The following is a 16774-nucleotide window of genomic DNA, read 5'->3' on the forward strand; positions in this document are numbered from 1 at the left end:
CAACGCCGAAAAACTTTAAGCCGTCGTGGAAATATTTTGTTGACCTCCCGCCGCGTCCGTGTCGGCCTCCGCCAGGGCCGCCTGCAGCAGCCGGGCCGCCGAGGGCAACACCGCCGCCAGATGCTCCAGCCGCTGATTGACCTGCTGCAGCGCAGCGGCCCCGCGGCTGTCAATCAACCGGCGATACCAGCCCACAAATTCCCGGCTGACCTGCATTTCCTTCTCGGGGGCCAGCGCCGCCGGAGGCTGAGACAAGGCCAGCTCGCACAGGATGCGCGCCGCATGCAGGCGGAAGTGGCCGTTGAGCGCCACCTGCTGCAACAGGGGCAGCGCCTCCTCCGGCTGGCCGTTCAACAACAAGGCCTCAGCGCGCAGCGCCTTGAGTTCATTAGTGTCAGGATTACACTTTATGGCCTCTCCCGTCCAATCCAGCGCAAACTCGTGATACTCCGGCTGGCTGAGCGCGATTTCCGCGCCGAGTCTCCAGGCCGCCAGGTGCCGGGCATCCCTCGAAACAATGGCATGAAGCTGCTCGAGCGCCGGCACCGCCTCACGTTGTTGCCACAGCCAGCAGGCATAGTCCCACCGAAGCGGCAGATAATCCGGCCAGGTGTGGATGGCATCCGCAAAAGCCTGCCGGGCCGCCTGGGTTTCCCCGGCCAGGGCCAAGGCCTTGGCCAGGCAATGCCAAGGCGCGGCGGTGTGAATCAGGGTATTGATGCGGCCCAGGCACGGCCGCTGCCGTTTGGCCAGACAGGCGCGCATTTCCACTGCCGCTTCCTGCGGCCGTTTTTCCTCGAGCAAAGCCAGACCCAGGGCAAAATGCAGGGAAGCCGTCAACCCCCCTTGCAGACCGGCCAGGGGGGAGCGTAGCACGCGAACCACATCCCCAAACCGCCGCGCCTGCATCAAGTGGGAGGCGTACTGCATGAGCAGCGATTCGCGCAATTCCGGCACCACCTGTGCCAGCGGTTTGCGGCTCATGCTTTGGAAGGCGGCCTCGTACTGCTCCAGCGCCTCCTCCAGCCGTCCGGAGCGCGCCAGCTCCAGCCCCAGATTCATGAGCAGATTGGGTTCGTCCGGCAGCTCCTGCACCGCGGCCTGCAACAACCGCAAATTCCTTTCCACCTTGCCGCGCGCCTGCGTGACTTCCGCGGTGTAGCCGTAATGCCGCAGAACCGCCTGGCTTAACGCATTGTCCAGTCCCCACTCAGTGCGGCGCACCTCGATGCTGCTGAAGATTTGCTCATGCACCCGCCCCACAAAAAACAGTCCCGGCGCGTTGCGCCACAAGCGCGGCACATAGCTGCAGCCTTCGGCCTCCGCCCCCACATCCTCCAGAGGCAGCCGGTAGGCCATGACCTTGTCGTTTTTGATTTCTTCCAACAGCCGGGCGCGCGACTCGGCCTTCAGTTCCTCGTCCGCATCCAGCATCAGCACCCAGTCCCCCCGCACGTGCTCGAGCATGGCGTTGCGGGCGGCGCTGAAATCGTCGCACCACGCGAAATGATGCACCTCCGCGCCGTGAGCGCGCGCAATTTCCACCGTGCGATCCGTGCTGCCGGTGTCCACCACCACAATTTGAGCGGCCAGTTCCCTGACCGAGGCCAGACAACGGTCCAGAAAGGCCTCCTCGTTTTTGACAATCAAGGCCACCGTCAGCCGCGGGGCGGCTGATTCGGCGGGAGGCTGCGGCCAGTCCTTGCATTTTGCCGTTCCTTTTCCGTGCAGGGCATTCAACAGCTTTTTGGGAGCTTTCCATGCCGGCGCCATGCGGCGGCTGCGCTCGGCCATGCGCCGCGCCGTCTCCATGTCATTCAGGGCGCGGGCAATTTCCGCCAGCAGCAGATAGGCCTCCGGATGATAGGGCCGCAATTGAATGGCCTTGAGCGTCTCCTCCCAGGCTGGCCGCCAGTGCTTTTGGTTGAAATGCTCCCGGGCCTCTTGCAAATTCCCCAACCATCCCGCCGGCGGCAGGGTGATGGAGATGGGTTTGGCCCCGGCCACCGGCGCGGCCGGCGTCGAGTTTGACGGTGGAGCGGTCTCCCATTCCGCCAGACACACGAGGGCTTTCCGGGCGGCGGCATCCCAGGTCCAATGCTCCCGCACATGGGCGGCGGCTGCCCGGCCTTTTTGCTTCGCCTCGTCCACGTGCGCCACCACGTGCTTCATCCACTGCATCAAAGCGCGGCGATCCGGTTCCAGCACCCAGCCTTCACCCGCCAGCGTCATGCCACTCAGAGTGTTTCCGATGCTGCGCCGCTGCGCCGGGACGGCATACACCAGGGCGTCCGGTGTAAAGTCATCCGCGCCACCGCCCCGCGTCACAATCACCGGCAGGCCGCAGGCCATGGCCTCCAGCACCGGCAGGCCGAAGCCTTCGCCGCGATAAGGATGCACCAGACAATCGCAGGCGGTGTACAAACCGGGCAGGGCCTCCCCCGGCCAGTCCTCATTCAAATAAACGATTTCCGGCAAACCAGGCTTTTGCTGCAGGCTCTGGATTTTCTCGGCCATGGTTTGTCCGGCGTAAAAACTATCCCCGCCAAAATCCTTGATGACCAGGCAGACATCGTCCTGCGCGGTGAAGCTGGCCAGATAAGCCTCCAGCAGGGCGTCCGGGCCTTTGCGGAAAATCGTGCCGCCGACGAACAAAAACTTGAATCGCTTGCGCGTGGGCAACTCTCGGGGCGGCGCAGCAGGATGGAACCTGGACACGTCCACACCATTGGGCACGACGCGCACTTTTTCTGCCGGGATGCCGGACTCCACATAAACCCGCTGCACGTAGGTGGAGGGCACCCAGAATTGGTCCACCTGACCGGATTGCTTGACCCATTCCTGGGGCAGGCGGCCGTATTCCCAAGGCTGAATGACGACGAACTTGCTGCAGGCAGGCCGCCGCCAATCCGGCGGCCAGGCATGGCGCACCACGACGGCCTTGGGGTTGGGCAAAGTGGTGTGCTTTTCCAGCGGCAGGCGGGTTATGCCCCGTTGCCCCCGGGCCTCCAGGGCCGCCGTCAAAGCCCGATTCACACTGGACAAACTGCCATGATCGTCAAAAGTCCCCATCCATGCCAGCTCTGCCTTGGCGTGTGATGGGGGAGGCGGTTCATGTCGGGACTGAGTTTCAGGCCATACCTGCCAGCCTAACGCGGCAAGGTCTTTCGATAACTGGGTTTGTGCCTGCTCCAGGCTGGCGGCAGCTTCCAACATGCACGATGCCAGCCACGCTTCGCGTCGCAACAACAAGCCAAAACCGGGCGCATGCCACAGGCCCACCTGTTTCTCGACGAGCAACTGTGTCCAAGGCACCTCCGGCAGGGGGCACGCGCAAGGCAGCAACCAAATCCAAGGTTCACATGAACAGGTGGCCAGCTCTTGCATATGCTGCAGGAGTTTCAAGTCTTTGCGGTTTTCCACACAGGTCAAGGACACCTGAATTGGCAACTTCATTTCCGCCAGGGCCTGTTTGGCCAGCTTGGCATCCGGCACCAGCAACATGACCGAGCAAGCTCCCGCCGTTTGCGCCTGTTTTTCCAAAGACCTGATCATTCCCTCAAGGGCCTGTATCTTCAAATCCCAGGGGGTGATGACCAGCCATTCGGGTTTGTGGAGCTCATAGTTCCCGTGGGGGAAGTTTTTCAGCAAGGCATCGGCCATTTGGAAGAAGCGTACGGCGGTGTCAGGGCTTGCGGCATGCAACACGCCTTGCGGCCATAAGACCTTTTGCTGGCTCAACAGGCTGGCATAACCGCGCTCGCGAAAGGCCTGCAACTGCGGTGGTTGGATGATGGTCGTCAGGCCGGTCTCCAGATAACGGTCGTCCAACTGCATCGCGCCAAAGTGTTGGAGTTCAACCCCCAGGGGAAAGGCCGCCAGCCGGCTCAAGATGGCATGCAGGCGTTGATCCATATGCTGCCTCAGCTTCTGGGCAAAAGCCTGGCGCGAATCACCCAGCAAAGGCCGGCGGTCGAGCTGCCAGTGCCACAATTCCTGAAACAGTTCGACGCCCTGTTTAAAGGCCGCACATTGCTGTTTCACCGGTGCAGAAAAACGCGCCTCTTCCAGCACGGGCTCCACCCCGCCGTTTTCCAGCCGCCTGTAACCCAAGGTGGTCCCCACCGGCGCATTAAGGCATATCTCAGCAAAAGCCGGACTCCGCAGGAAAGCCGCCAGATGCCATGCGGGATGGCCATAGGCCCCCAGAAAATCGCGCACTTCCAATCCCTCCAGGACCCGTTCCGCCGCCCGCTCGCAAGTGACCACATAACAACCCAGCAAACGGTTGGGCACTCCTTCCAGGCGCAAGATGCGTTGGATTTGCCACTGGGCGGTGGCGTTGTAACCCAGGTCGCACAAGCCCACAATGGAGCTGCCGTGCAGCCAGGCGGTGAAATAATCCAAAAACAGCCGCCGCAGTTCCCGGCTTTGCCTTTCGATTTGCGAAGCCACTTCCTCCCGGAAGATGAATTTCGCCAGGCGCAGGATGCTGGTCTGGTCGGTCAACTTGGCCGTTTCCGCGACTTCCAAATGTTTGCGGCAGGAGGAGGCCACTCCCAATTGGTCTAGAATCTGTCCCACGGTGAGGGAGGTGCGCCGTTGGAGCCAATCCACCACGTTGTCGGCCGTCAACCGGCCCAACGCCGCCAGCTCGGTGGAGGCGCGATTCGCATATAACGGGGAGACTTCCAGGGAAAGACCACGGCGATGCGCCTCCCGTTGAATCAATTTTCCCAATAATTCGCCCTCGCGCATGAATGCGCCCACCTTTTCCACGCCGGCGGAGGCGAATTGATCACAAGCCCATTCCGCAAAGCGGGTCAGCAGGGGTCCGAACAGCATGGCCCCCTCGCGCGCAAAGAACGCCTCGGGATGCTCGCCGGGAAAATGGCGGGCCGCCAGCAAGCGCAGCGCGTCCAGACTGAACCACGGTTGCTGGCCGCCCAAAAGAATCTGTTCACGAGCCATGAGGGGGCCATACTCCGGCACGTGATGTGCCACATAACCCAGGGCGCGCACCCCCGCCTTGCGAGCGCCCAGCACGTCAGCGTGCAGGTTATCCCCCAAGTGCAGCACTTCGTCGGGACGCCATCCCTGCCGCTGCAACACCCACTCAAACAATCGCCCGGTGCCCTTGCACACCCCCGCATCACTGGAAGTGTAAATGGCAGTGAAGAAATCTTCCGGGACGCGATTGGCCGCCAGAATGGCACGCAAATGCGATGCGCTGAGATAAACATCGGATACGATGACGACCTGCAAGCCCGCGTCTTTCAGTCTTTGCGCCAGACTAAAGACCGCGGGATTGAGCAGGCATATTTCCTGTTCCACCGCCACCTCCACCTCTGGCGCCTGCGGCGCAGCCACCACCTCTTGCAGTTCGGCGTATATCTCTGCCAGGTTAATATCTTCACGCCGCTTGTCGGGGTGAATCCACCGCTGGCGCGCCTGGCGCTCTGCCGCACGGCGATAAACTTCAAAAGCCACAGGGGTCACGGGCTGGCGGAAAACCCCCTGTGCTTGCAGGCGCTCGCCCACCTCATAAAACACGTCCGTGGGCCGATGCGTCAAACGCAATACGAGCGTGTCAAAAAAATCCAGTGAGACCGCCCGGCAGCGGCTTCCCGGGCGGGTGGCCAGCGCGAAGAAGCGGGCTAGGACCGGGTCTTGTTGCCAGAGCCTGTCGTCCAGCGGCTGGGAAACCTCGGTGGTGTTCATAAGCTTAAGTGGGAGGCTTTGCGTGCCGTGTCGTTGCGATGGGGATGTTCCGCCCATTGGGCCAATTGTTCCAAGGCCTGCCAAAGACGCACCTCGACGGGAGCAAGCTGCCAGGAATCCCAACTTGCCCGCTGCAAAAAGTCCGCGAGATCCTCCAAGTCATGACGGGCAGGCGCCTCGGGATGACAGGCAATGAGATATTCACTGAGTGCCCACGCCAAAAACTGCTGCGCCCGTTCGCGGCGATGGTTCCATCCTTCCCGTGCCAGGGCAGCCCGCAACGCCGGGAGAAGTTCTTCCATGCGATTGACTTCGTAAGTGCAGCCGCGGCCCCACCAGGCACTTCGCCCCAACAGCAGCACCGGCTTATCGTAAAAGACCGTTTCATATTGCAGCGTGGTAAACTGCGCGGCCACCACGTCTGCCATATCCATCAAGGCATGTACGTTGAAGCCGTTGACGCAGATGACTGAGTCCCCCACCACGTCGGCATAACTGGCGGCATCCAAGGGGTGTGGCTTGAACAAGAGGACGGCCGAGGGAATTTGCGCCACCGCGTTTTTGAGTGCTGCCAGGCAGTGGCGCGTACCGGCAAAGACAGGTGCATTCTGGCGCATGGCGCGGGCCTCCCGTGGAAACAGCCCCGCGGCGTCACCCTGGCCAAACAGCAAGACGACTTGCCGGTTTTCCAGACCCAATTGCCGGCGCAATTCATTTCCCCCCCCGCCGAAAGCAGCCTGGGCGTACTTTTGCGGGCGATGGGTTAAATAGTAGTGCGACGCCGACTCCCATATTTGCCGGACGTCTTCTCGGAGCGCCAAGTCGTGCGCCAGCCAGTGTCGCAAGCAGTCCGAGGCCCCCTGAATACCCCACGAATCCACCATGAGCGTGTCCGGCAACAGGCCGCGTTCCAGAGCATACACCGGCAACCCCGCCCGCCAGCCCTCCATTTGAAAGATGGCTGTTTGGGGATGCGTGGAATTCCAGAGCAGCACGGCGCCCGGCGCGAGTGTTTGCAGGAGGAAGCGCGCCACTTTCTGGCAAGCCAGGAATCCAGACCATGCCTCGTCCGGTGGATAGGCATCATGAGCCCAGGCCGCGTCATTTCGCAGCAAAAAGGCCTCCCATGAATCGGTGGACGGGGGAGGCAATTCCTGCGGTAGTGTCCCAGGAAACCATTCAGCAAAATGCCGCAGCAAATAGGGGAGGGGCACCACGGGAAAAGGAACTTCTTCAGCCGGCGCAGTGCTTAGCAGGACGAGTCCAGCTTGGCGGCGCTTTAATTGCTCAGCCAATTCTGTCCGCCAGGCCAGGGTCGGCCCTTGGAGGGGCAGGTAACAAGAAGCTAAGATGAGGGCCTGGTTCATGAAGCATCAGTCTCAAAAAAGACCAAATTGCTTGACCAGCTCGCTGGTTTGAATGCCTTGAGCAATCGCCAGCAGAATGTCAGCCTCATTCTTCTTGCGGCTCATGGCCTCTTTCAGGATGGCCTGCTCATGCTTGCGCGGAATGACCACGATGCCGTCGCTGTCGCCAAAGATGAGGTCATCTTTGTGGATGCTGATGCCATCCACGACAATCGTGCGGTTGCGGGAGGTCACGATGCCGCGTTTGCGCGTGTCGCGGCAGTAATGGCCTTTGGCAAAGACCGGAAAGCCCATGCGCCGCGTATCGGGCCAGTCCCGCGTCACCCCGTCAATGACAGCGCCCACCGCCCCCGAACGCACCGCCAGGTTGGCATTCAACTCCCCAAAGAACGCGAAGCCCGGCGCATGATTGGCCACCACAATCACATCATTGGAGACCACGTGATCGTAGAGGTTCAAGCCCTCGTAGATTTTGCGGAAGTCTTCGTCATCCGCGCAGACATCAATTTGCAGGGTCTTGGCCCGCCCGAGGATTTTGCTGTCGGGCAGGTTCAACTGAAATTCGCGCGACAAGACGCCCTCGAGTTTCATATCGTCGAGGAGGTCCGACAGCAACGGACTGGAGAGCAGGAGCTTCATGTTGGCAAACAACCGCCGCTCCTGCTCGCGCTGGCCAATCGCAATCAGGTTGGCCATTTCAAAATCCGCCGGCCAGTTGACATCCACCGACTCCAAGGGGTCCAGAGGCAGGAGATAGGGATGATTGCCAATCCGCCGACCCGTGGCCAGGGCGGCTTCACGCCGCATGACATACAGCCCCATGGATTCGACGATGGTATCCTCCAAATCCGCACTGTTGGGAATGTGTTCCAGGTTGTAGAGGGGCCGCCCATTCTCCCACCGGTATTGTTTCTCCTTGCGCACCGCCACCACCGAGTCGTAACTCGCATCCGTTTTGAGCACTTCGATGGCCCGCTCAATCGTTTGCGGGCGGATGAAGGGCGAGGTGCACAGCAGTTGCACACAAATATCCGCATCGCAATGCCGCACCTCATTCAAGAACAACTGATGCCCATCGGTCTTGTTGGAGGCCAGCAACGGGTCGCGCCGCAGGATACGACACTTGACCTCGCCGGCGAGCGCTTCGATTTGGGCTGATTCCGTGTCCAGCCACACTTCATCCACCGACGGACACGCCAGCAACTTGCGCAAACCGCGCAAAAAAAGCGGCTCGCCGTCCAGCAGCATGGTGTTTTTGTTGGGCAACCGGTCACTCGATCCCTTGGCAGGCAGAAAGGCGGCGACTTTCATGGCAGGAAATGGTGTGCAGCAACCCTTGAGAATCGAATCCACTGACCCGCGCCGGCCCATCAGCGCACGGCGCCGCCTCCGGATGGGACGGGGCGGCGCCGTCAGCCTGGGTTGAGGTTACTGCAACAGGCGCAGCACGCTCTGCGGCAGTTGGTTGGCCTGCGCGAGCATGGCCGTGCCGCTTTGCACCAGGATGTTGTTGCGGGCGTACTCGGTGGATTCCTCCGCCACATCCACGTCGCGGATGCGCGAGCTGGCGGCGTTCATGTTTTCCTTGACCAGGACGAGCTGGTCAATGGTGGCCTGCAAGCGGGTCTGGTTGGCGCCAATCTTGGCGCGGTCTTCCGCCAACTGGCTGATGGCGGCTTTGACCTTGTCCAGGGCATCTGCGGCCCCGGTGGTGGTGGACACATTGGAGGCGATGGCGTCGTCGTAGGCCGTGACGCCAAGGTCCGTGCCGTTCATATTGAAGGTGTTGCCCTCCGCGTCAATGGTGACGCTCAAGGGGCTGCCCGTGAACAGGCTCACGCCGTTGAAATCCTTGGTGGCGGTATTCTCGATGAAACGGCCCAGTTCCTCGAATTCCTTCTGGTACAGCGCCCGGTCGGCGTTCGTCTTGGTGACGTCCTGCGCCAGGATGGCCAGCTCGCTCATGCGGTCCAGCGCCTTGGCCACTTTCTTAAGGTAGCCGTCCTGGGTCTGGGTGAAGGACAAGGCATTGAGCACGTTGGATTTGGCGGCGCCGAGACGGTTAATCTGGGCGTCCATGCGGTTGCTCACGGCCAGGCCGGCGGCATCGTCCGCCGGGTCCACAATCTTGGACCCGGAGCTTAAGCGTGCCAGCGACTTGCCGAGCAGTTCCTGACTCTTTTGCAGGTTCGAAGCGGCGACCTGCGCGTGGATGTTGGTGTTGATGACCATAGTTACTTCCTGTTGATGGTTTGTGGGTTGGGTTCAGTGTTTAACGTCCTGCTATGACACTCACAGGGCCGTGCTTTTGTTCGGGCAGAAGGCGCCGTTTCCGGCCGCAATTTCGGAATGGCCGGCCGGCCACTGGTCAACGCTTCCCTGTTGTTGTTCTGGATTTCCCGGTACACCTCCTCGCGGTGCACCGGCACATCGGAAGGCGCCTGTATGCCCACTTTCACCACGTCGCCTTCCACCCGGACAATCTTCACCGTAATGCGCCCGGCGATGATGATGCTTTCGCCGATTTTGCGTGAGAGAATCAACATAGATCATGGCGCAGGTTAAAGGTTTGGAATGGCCGTTTTCATTCACCCACGGCCAGAGGATGGTTGACAGGATACTCCGCCGCGTTATGCGGGATGACCTGTTTGCCCACCAGCGTCCGCCGGTTGATCACCAGCGGCCCTTTCAAATTTACCGTGGCACGGGTCGGCCCACGCACTGTCACAATGTTCAGCACCAGAGCATCTTCGGGCGATTGCAGCCCTAAAAATTCCACGTCTTCGTCACTCAAATCGGGGGTGTAATTCTCGACCACCGCGGCCGGCGGCACGACCACGAAAGCCAGGTTGGGTTCGTCCACCACCTGCAGCCACAAGAACGGCGCTTCCTCCGGCGACCCCAGCAGGACGTATTGTTTGAGGTTCTCAAAACCTAACAGCCCAGCGGGGAAATGGAGCACCTGGTTGGCATCTGCCGCCCACGGCCTGGCTTCAACTGTTTCGGCAACTTTCATATCGTTACTTCGTTGCTGGGCGAAGGGTAAGCAGCAGCCGTGCCAGCCAGAAAAAACCAGCGTTTTCCTGCGGTTTTTCGCGGTTTTTCGCGGTTTTTGGTCCCCGCCAGCCTGTTGGGCAACTCTTGCCCAGCCCACCTGGCTGGGAAAATAAGACCGGGGAGACCGGCCATTTTTGCCGGGCTGCAGCTCCTGGCCGGGGGCCTCTCCTTTTTCTTCAGGGAGTTCTCAAGTTCGCAGCTTGGGCTGCCGATAGTGTTACTGGGCCAAACCCATGGCAGGAGGCCGGTGGCTTGCGTTTCAGCCCGGACTGGAAATTCATTCACCTCCCGGGCGAGGGGCCGCTGGCTGGGGATGCCGCATCGGCAAAGGTTATGTTAAGAGACAAAATAGTGGCGCTGGGCAGCATGAGCGTGGAAAACCGTCCCCTCTGCACTTTGCATACCCCTCCCTTGGGGACGGCGGTGGCCGTCGCCATTTTTGACCCCGTGAATTCCGTGGGCGGCCTGCTGGCCTGCATTCTGCCGGACTCGACACTGGATGAAGCCCGTGGCCTTGACCAGCCTTGTCTATTTGTGGATACGGGGTTGCAGGCGTTGTTGAATGAATTTACCCGCCAGGGCGGCCAACTGTCCCAAGCCCACCTTCATGCAGCCGGGGGCATGGAAGTCATTGATGGGGAAAAAGCCTATGACCTGGGGCCGCGCAATGCCCAAATGCTGCAAAACCTTCTGCCCGTGTACGGTTTGACCCTGGCAAGTGCGGAGCTGGGAGGTTATTTCAGTGTTTCCTTGTCGCTGGATTTGGATACAGGCGAAATCGTGGTCAAACGTCCCGGCCAACAAACCAAGCCCGACTTATGCAGGAAATAGACGATTTTATAGCCAGTGCCCGGCACCTGCCCCCGGCGCCGCAAGTTTTGCCACGGTTGATGCAGACCTTGGCCACGCCCAACGTGCCGTTGAGCGATGTCATTCAACTCATCAACGTGGACCCAGGCCTCACGGCCAGCGTCCTGCAACGCTGCAACAGCGCCTATTTCCGCGGCAGCTTGCCGGCGGAAACCGTTTTTGAGGCAGTCACCCGCCTGGGTTTCAACCAGATTTTCCGGCTCGTCACCTCCCTCAGCGGCACGCAGCTTTTCAAAGGCTCGCATCAATCCTATGGCCTGAAAGAAGATGAACTGTGGAAACACAGCCTGACGGCCGCCGCTGCCGCCCAGGTCATCGCGCAAGACCTGGGGGATGACGAAAACGTCGCCTTCACCGCCGCCCTGCTGCATGATGTCGGCAAAATTGTGCTGGCCCAGGTGCTCGAGCACATCTACGACCGTCTGGTGCAGGAAATCGAGAGCCGTCCGTGCGACGCCGCCGATACGGAAAAACAATTACTCGGTGTGCACCATGGCGAAGTTGGCGGGCGCCTGCTGGCCCAGTGGAAATTCCCTCCCCACCTGGTGGCGGCCGTCTGGAGCCATCACCAGCCAGAAGCGGCCGGCCCGCATAAACGCCTGGCCTCCATTGTGCACATCGCCAACCTCACCGCCTATTTCCTGGGCAGCGGCTATGGTTACCAGGCCTTCGCCCTGCGGGGCAGTCCGTCCGCGCTGGAAGTCCTGAACATCACCTCAGACCAGATTCCTGCTTACGTTCTCCGCACCAGGGATTTAATCGAGTCCATCTTCGCCCTCCTGCGGTTGCACAATTAAATGGCCAGCGGCGGCACGGGATTACCCGCATGCCAGCGACGCCTGCGGTGGAGCGCACAGCACTCCGCACTTTCCCTAATTTCACGCAATGGACCGGCCGCCCAAGCTGCTCCGGCGGAGGTTTCGTCTCACACCGTCCGCTTGTGGTAGTACCACCACTCCCACATCAGCACCAGCAACCCCGCCGCCGCCAGCCAGCGCCACAATTCCAAATTGGCCGGCGCCTTGGTCATGGCCGCCGCACGGGTATAGGTGCCCATGACCAGTTCCTCCCGCGGCGCGGTGGCTGTTTCCTGCGCATCGGCGAGATTGACACAAAACGAAACACGATTGGTGCCGGCCTCCATTTGATACCTACCCACCCGAGTCGTGGCGCCAAAAACCACTTCGGCGCGGCCGGCCTCGAGCGGCAGGGGTTCTTCGCGTCCATCCGGCAGGATTACCCTGCCCCTGCCGGCCGTGGCCTTGGGCAACACCCAGCGCAGCGGTTCACCGGCCTTCACCATCCCCTGTCCCGCCGCGCCCGGCGGATTCAGCCATTCCACGGCATTGGCCATAAAAATGGGAAAGGTAAATATCAGCGGCCAGTTGCTCTGCAACGGATCAAAGCCCAGCCACAACACCCGATGCCGGTTGATTTCACCGGCGACGATTAAGGGTGTCTCGCGCGTCTCGACAAGCACCGTGCCCCAAGGAGGCGGGGGCACCGTCAACGCCTCCCGTATCCATACATTATCAAAGCCAACAAACCGCAACACCGGATGGTTGGCCCGCCAGTCCACGATGGTGGGATTCTGGAGGCTCCCCACCCGCTCAAACCAGTTGGTGCCCTGCACGTGAATGGCCAACAGGCTCGTCTCCGGCCAGGTGGCCGGCAGGACATTATCCAGCACCACCAAATCATAGCCTGCCGCGTTCCCCCAGAGCTGGGGCTGCACGGCCAACTGCACTGACGGCTGCGCCCGCAAGGCCCGCTCCAAAAACCGGTTGCCCTGGGTCACCAGCAAGGTCCGCACCGGCCGCGGCAAATGGCTCATCAGCCACAATTGATTGTCCACCGCCAGGTCATCCTCAGTTTTGATGTGCAGTTGCACCACGCCATCCCGCGGCTGCTGCAAAGTGAACAACACCGGCACGGTATTGGTGGGCGGCGCCATCACCGCCTGCCGCTCCACCGCCTGCCCTTCAAAGGCCAGTTCCACCTCCACCACCACCTCATTGGTCATGGGATTGAAAAGCCGCCCGATAACGGCGCGCCGGGCGGGGTCTTCCGGATGCGCCCGCACATCGCCCCCCACCCAGCCCACATTCCGCCCCCGCTCCCCCACGCGATGATACACCAGCGGCAGGTTGGCATGCGCAAACTCCTCCAGCCCGGCCGCCGCGCCGTCACTGAACAAATGAATTTCGGCTTCGTTCTGATTGCGGATGAGCGTTTCCGCCATGCGCAACGCCTCCTGCAACCGCGTGGGCACATCCGCCGGCGCGCAATCCTGCGCTGCGCGCCGCAGGGCCGGCTTGTGCGAAGTGGCCGATTGTTTGACCACCGTCTGCGCCCCGGCCAGCAGCAGCACCACCTGGTCTTCATCCCGCAGGCTGTTCAGCCATTTCAAAAACTCCGCGCGCGCCGCCTCAAAACGATTGGGAGTCACATCGGTGCATTGCATGGAAGCTGAGCCGTCCAAGATCACCACCCGCAGCCGCGCCAGCTTTTGCTCCCCGCCAAAATAAGGGCGCGTGAGCGCCAGAATCACCAACGTCAGCAACAGCAGTTGCAGCCACAACAACCAGTTGTGCCGCAATTTCTGAAACGGCCGGCTGGCCTGGGACTCGGCAATGAAGCGCTGCCAAAGCACCGTGCTGGAAACCAGCCGCACCACGCGCTTGCGCTTGAGCAGATAAAACAACACCACCACCGGCAGCGCCGCCGCAAACACCAACGCCTCCGGCGCCAGCCAGTTCATGCCCACACCTCCGCGGCCCGCAATTGCCGCAGCAACAGCTCCTCCAGCGGCGTGGCTGAGCTTACGCTGAAAAAACTGACCCCGCGCGCCGCACAATACTCGCGCAACCGTTGCACATACCCTGCCACGGCCTGTTGGTAGGCGCGCAGACGAAACCGGCCAAAGGTCACCTCCTGCACCCCGCCGGTCTCGGCGTCCACCAGCCGCAAATCGCCATAAGTGGCCGGCGCCAGTTCCTCCGGCGCCAACACTTGCACCGCGTGCACCTGAAAGCCCCGGCCCACCAGAGCCTTCAACCCCTCCTCGTAACCGGCCGGGTCCAGAAAATCGCTGATGACCACCGCCGCCCCCGTCTGCCGCGTCTCCAGGGCCGCCCGGCGCAGCGCCCCGTTCAAGTCCGCCGCCCCGCCCGGTACAAGCTGCGCCAGCAAATCAAAAAATTGCAGGGCCGATTTGCGTCCCCGCACCATCCGCAACCCCCGCCGTGCCACCGCTTCCTCCGCATGCTCAGGGAAAACCGCCACACTCACCCGGTCAAACCCGCACAAGGCCACATACCCCATGGCCGCAGCCACTTGCCGCGCATAATCAAACTTGGCCGGCTCCCCGAAAGCCATGCTCTCGCTGGCATCGAGCAAGATGAGCACTGGCAATTCCCGCTCCTCCTCGTACAATTTCAGAAACAACCGCTCCAGCCGCCCGTAAAGATTCCAGTCCAAATACCGCAAATCATCCCCCGCCACATACGGGCGGTAATCCGCAAACTCCACCGAATGACCGCGCGCCCGGCTGCGGCGCTCGCCGCGGGCGGCGCTTTTGGCGCGGCGGCGCGCAAGGAGCTGAAACTGCTCCAATCGCCTCAGCAACTCCGGACTGAGCAAGGCATTCGACATGGCCTGACCTGCGGTTGACGTGCCCCAGCTTGCCCCAACCGGCCCTTTCCCGCAATGCCGAACTCCCGCCAGCTATCATGGAGGACGATGTTTTCTGCAGGCGCGGCCAGCGAAATCAATCAAGACCCCCCTGGGGCTTCAGCATTCATGCCACCGCCCACCCTGAGTGCTGCGGAGGGGAAAACGGTCCGCAAAGCGCTGGAAATGGAGCCACAAGGCCCCTTGCGCCACGCAAAAATGCAGTTTTCGCAGAACGCTGACCCAAGTCAAAATTGGTATTGTGGACAAAAGAAGGTTAATATAAATTGGCTTTGTGGAAGCAACTTTTGGCAAGTCGCCAACCGTGCTTGAGCCGGCGCAGTCTGCGGCGGCCCAAGCCCCCCATGCTTCCCCCAAACAACACCGACGCGCATCCGAACGCGCCCCCAAAAAGAACGCCCCCGCGCCCGTTTCACCTTTCGCCGAGAACGACCGCACCATCGCGGAGATTCTGACCCAGTCTTCCATCTACCAGGATTACGAGCGCGCCTTTGAGGAAATCACCGGCCTGCCCGTCAGCTTCAAGCCGCTGGAATCGTGGCAACTGCCGCATCACGGCAAACGCCACGAGCATCCCCTCTGCGCGATGATTGCGGAAAAAAGCCGCTCCTGCGCGGTGTGCCTTCAAATCCAGCAAAAACTTTCCGAGGCCGCCCAGACTGAGCCGCACACCCTTACCTGCCCCATCGGCTTGACGGATACCGCCGTGCCCGTACGGCTGGGCGAGCGCCTCATCGGTTTTCTGCAAACAGGCCAGGTCTTTCGGAAAGCGCCGACGGAGGCGCAACTGGACCGCACCGCGCGGCTGATTGCCGAGTGGGGCATCCACATTGACCGCGAAGAATTGCGGCATATTTATTTCAACACCAAACTCATTCCCCCCAAGCACTACGAAGCCATTGTCAAACTGCTCACCATCTTTGCGCAACATCTGGCCATCGTGAGCAACCAGATTCTCATGCAGCGCGCCAACGCGGAGCCGCCCGTCATCACCCGCGCCAAGGAATACATTCAGGCGCATCAGGCCGAGGACCTTTCACTCTCCATGGTGGCGCGGGCCGTGAACACCAGCAGCTTCTACTTCTGCAAAATGTTCAAGAAGGTCACCGGCTTGAACTTCACCGATTACGTCTCGCGCGTCCGCATCGAAAAAGCGAAAAATCTGCTCCTCAATCCCAACCTGCGCATCAGCGAAATCGCCTTCGAGGTGGGCTTTCAGTCCCTCACCCACTTCAACCGCGTCTTCAAGAAAATCACCGGCCACTCCCCCTCCGAATACCGCGCGCTCCTTCCGCACGCCGGCAAACTGGAAGGATGACCCCCTGCCCCGGCTTCCTCGACCCAGTCCAAACCGCCCACCTCCAGGACAGGTGGAGTGATGAAAGCGGGAGAATAATCATGCCGTCCCGACGGGGCTTGTTCAGATTGGTCAGGCTGTTTCTATCAACATACCGCCCCGCTGGGACTGTTTCTTTCAGGGCTAGTGGCGGGTGGACAAATACCAGGCGCGATTGCCCAAGGCCGTTGCTGGGAACTCTAGGCCAGTCCCATAGGGACGAGTGCTAGTAACGACAGTGCCATACCGGTTAGAAGACTCCAGCCAGTCCCGTAGGGACGACCTGTTTATAGAAAACGGCCCTCTATATATTTTCCACTCCCATAGGGGCGACATAAAAGCAACTCCCCTCTCGCACCGGCAGAGGGTCAGGGTGAGGGGGCGTTTTCCCCCTTCGTTCCCTTCGTTTCCTTCTGTTCAAAATCCGTGTCCATCCGTGTTCACCAACCCCATCAGAGGAGAGAGAGCCAAGGTGCGGTTGTGTAGCGCAGGCGTCGGCCCCATGTAGCGCAGGCGTCCCGCCTGCGAGTTCACGGAGCCTCCCGGCTCCGTGTTTCCTAAACTCCCGAGGTCAAGCTGACGCACCTGTAAGAACCAGTCTGCCCGTCAAATTTTCTTGCGTCGTAGCGCAGGCGTCTCGCCTGCGGGTTCACGGAGCCTCCCGGCTCCGTGATTCCTGAATTGCCAAGGTCAAGCGGACGCACCAGTAAGCACCAGGCTGCAGTGATAC

General features: G+C 61.1%; 11 protein-coding genes. 3 read left to right on the forward strand and 8 right to left on the reverse strand.

Annotated elements, in window-relative coordinates:
* Window positions 1-15: 15 nt before the first annotated feature.
* From NXS98_RS10620 to fliW, 6 genes are all read right to left on the reverse strand, one after another.
* Window positions 16-5721: a glycosyltransferase gene (locus NXS98_RS10620; protein ID WP_283844946.1), complete on the reverse strand. Its 5706-nt coding sequence runs from the start codon at window positions 5719-5721 to the stop codon at window positions 16-18.
* The gene (locus tag NXS98_RS10625) at window positions 5718-6836 is read right to left on the reverse strand and encodes a hypothetical protein (RefSeq protein ID WP_283844947.1); all 1119 of its coding nucleotides are present in this window, start codon (window positions 6834-6836) and stop codon (window positions 5718-5720) included. The genes NXS98_RS10620 and NXS98_RS10625 overlap by 4 nt, the downstream gene beginning before the upstream one ends.
* A gap of 264 nt (window positions 6837-7100) precedes the next feature.
* A complete protein-coding gene (locus NXS98_RS10630; RefSeq protein WP_283844948.1) occupies window positions 7101-8399 on the reverse strand; it encodes an RraA family protein in 1299 nt (432 codons plus the stop codon).
* A 117-nt stretch (window positions 8400-8516) separates the two neighbouring features.
* The gene (locus tag NXS98_RS10635) at window positions 8517-9320 is read right to left on the reverse strand and encodes a flagellin (protein WP_283844949.1); all 804 of its coding nucleotides are present in this window, start codon (window positions 9318-9320) and stop codon (window positions 8517-8519) included.
* Window positions 9321-9322: 2 nt separating this feature from the next.
* A complete protein-coding gene (csrA, locus tag NXS98_RS10640; protein WP_283844950.1) occupies window positions 9323-9634 on the reverse strand; it encodes a carbon storage regulator CsrA in 312 nt (103 codons plus the stop codon).
* Between the two features lie 38 nt (window positions 9635-9672).
* A complete protein-coding gene (gene fliW, locus NXS98_RS10645) occupies window positions 9673-10104 on the reverse strand; it encodes a flagellar assembly protein FliW (protein ID WP_283844951.1) in 432 nt (143 codons plus the stop codon).
* A gap of 374 nt (window positions 10105-10478) precedes the next feature.
* Here fliW and NXS98_RS10650 point away from each other — a divergent pair, with 374 nt between their 5' ends.
* Both NXS98_RS10650 and NXS98_RS10655 read left to right on the forward strand, forming a co-directional pair.
* Window positions 10479-10976, forward strand: coding sequence for a chemotaxis protein CheD (locus tag NXS98_RS10650; RefSeq protein WP_283844952.1), 498 nt, complete (start codon window positions 10479-10481; stop codon window positions 10974-10976).
* The gene (locus NXS98_RS10655) at window positions 10964-11812 is read left to right on the forward strand and encodes an HDOD domain-containing protein (RefSeq protein ID WP_283844953.1); all 849 of its coding nucleotides are present in this window, start codon (window positions 10964-10966) and stop codon (window positions 11810-11812) included. Before NXS98_RS10650 ends, NXS98_RS10655 begins: the two co-directional genes overlap by 13 nt.
* A 128-nt stretch (window positions 11813-11940) precedes the next feature.
* On the opposite strand, the gene NXS98_RS10660 is transcribed toward NXS98_RS10655, so the two are convergent.
* Complete coding sequence (locus NXS98_RS10660; protein ID WP_283844954.1) at window positions 11941-13776, reverse strand: VWA domain-containing protein; 1836 nt, start codon at window positions 13774-13776, stop codon at window positions 11941-11943.
* Window positions 13773-14669: a DUF58 domain-containing protein gene (locus tag NXS98_RS10665; protein ID WP_283844955.1), complete on the reverse strand. Its 897-nt coding sequence runs from the start codon at window positions 14667-14669 to the stop codon at window positions 13773-13775. Before NXS98_RS10665 ends, NXS98_RS10660 begins: the two co-directional genes overlap by 4 nt.
* A gap of 313 nt (window positions 14670-14982) precedes the next feature.
* Between NXS98_RS10665 and NXS98_RS10670 the strand changes: the two genes are divergently transcribed.
* On the forward strand, window positions 14983-16026 hold the full coding sequence (locus tag NXS98_RS10670) for a helix-turn-helix domain-containing protein (RefSeq protein ID WP_283844956.1): 1044 nt from the start codon (window positions 14983-14985) through the stop codon (window positions 16024-16026).
* Window positions 16027-16774 lie beyond the last annotated feature (748 nt).

Origin of the sequence: Fontisphaera persica (assembly GCF_024832785.1) — a bacterium.
GTDB classification, from domain to species: domain Bacteria; phylum Verrucomicrobiota; class Verrucomicrobiia; order Limisphaerales; family Fontisphaeraceae; genus Fontisphaera; species Fontisphaera persica.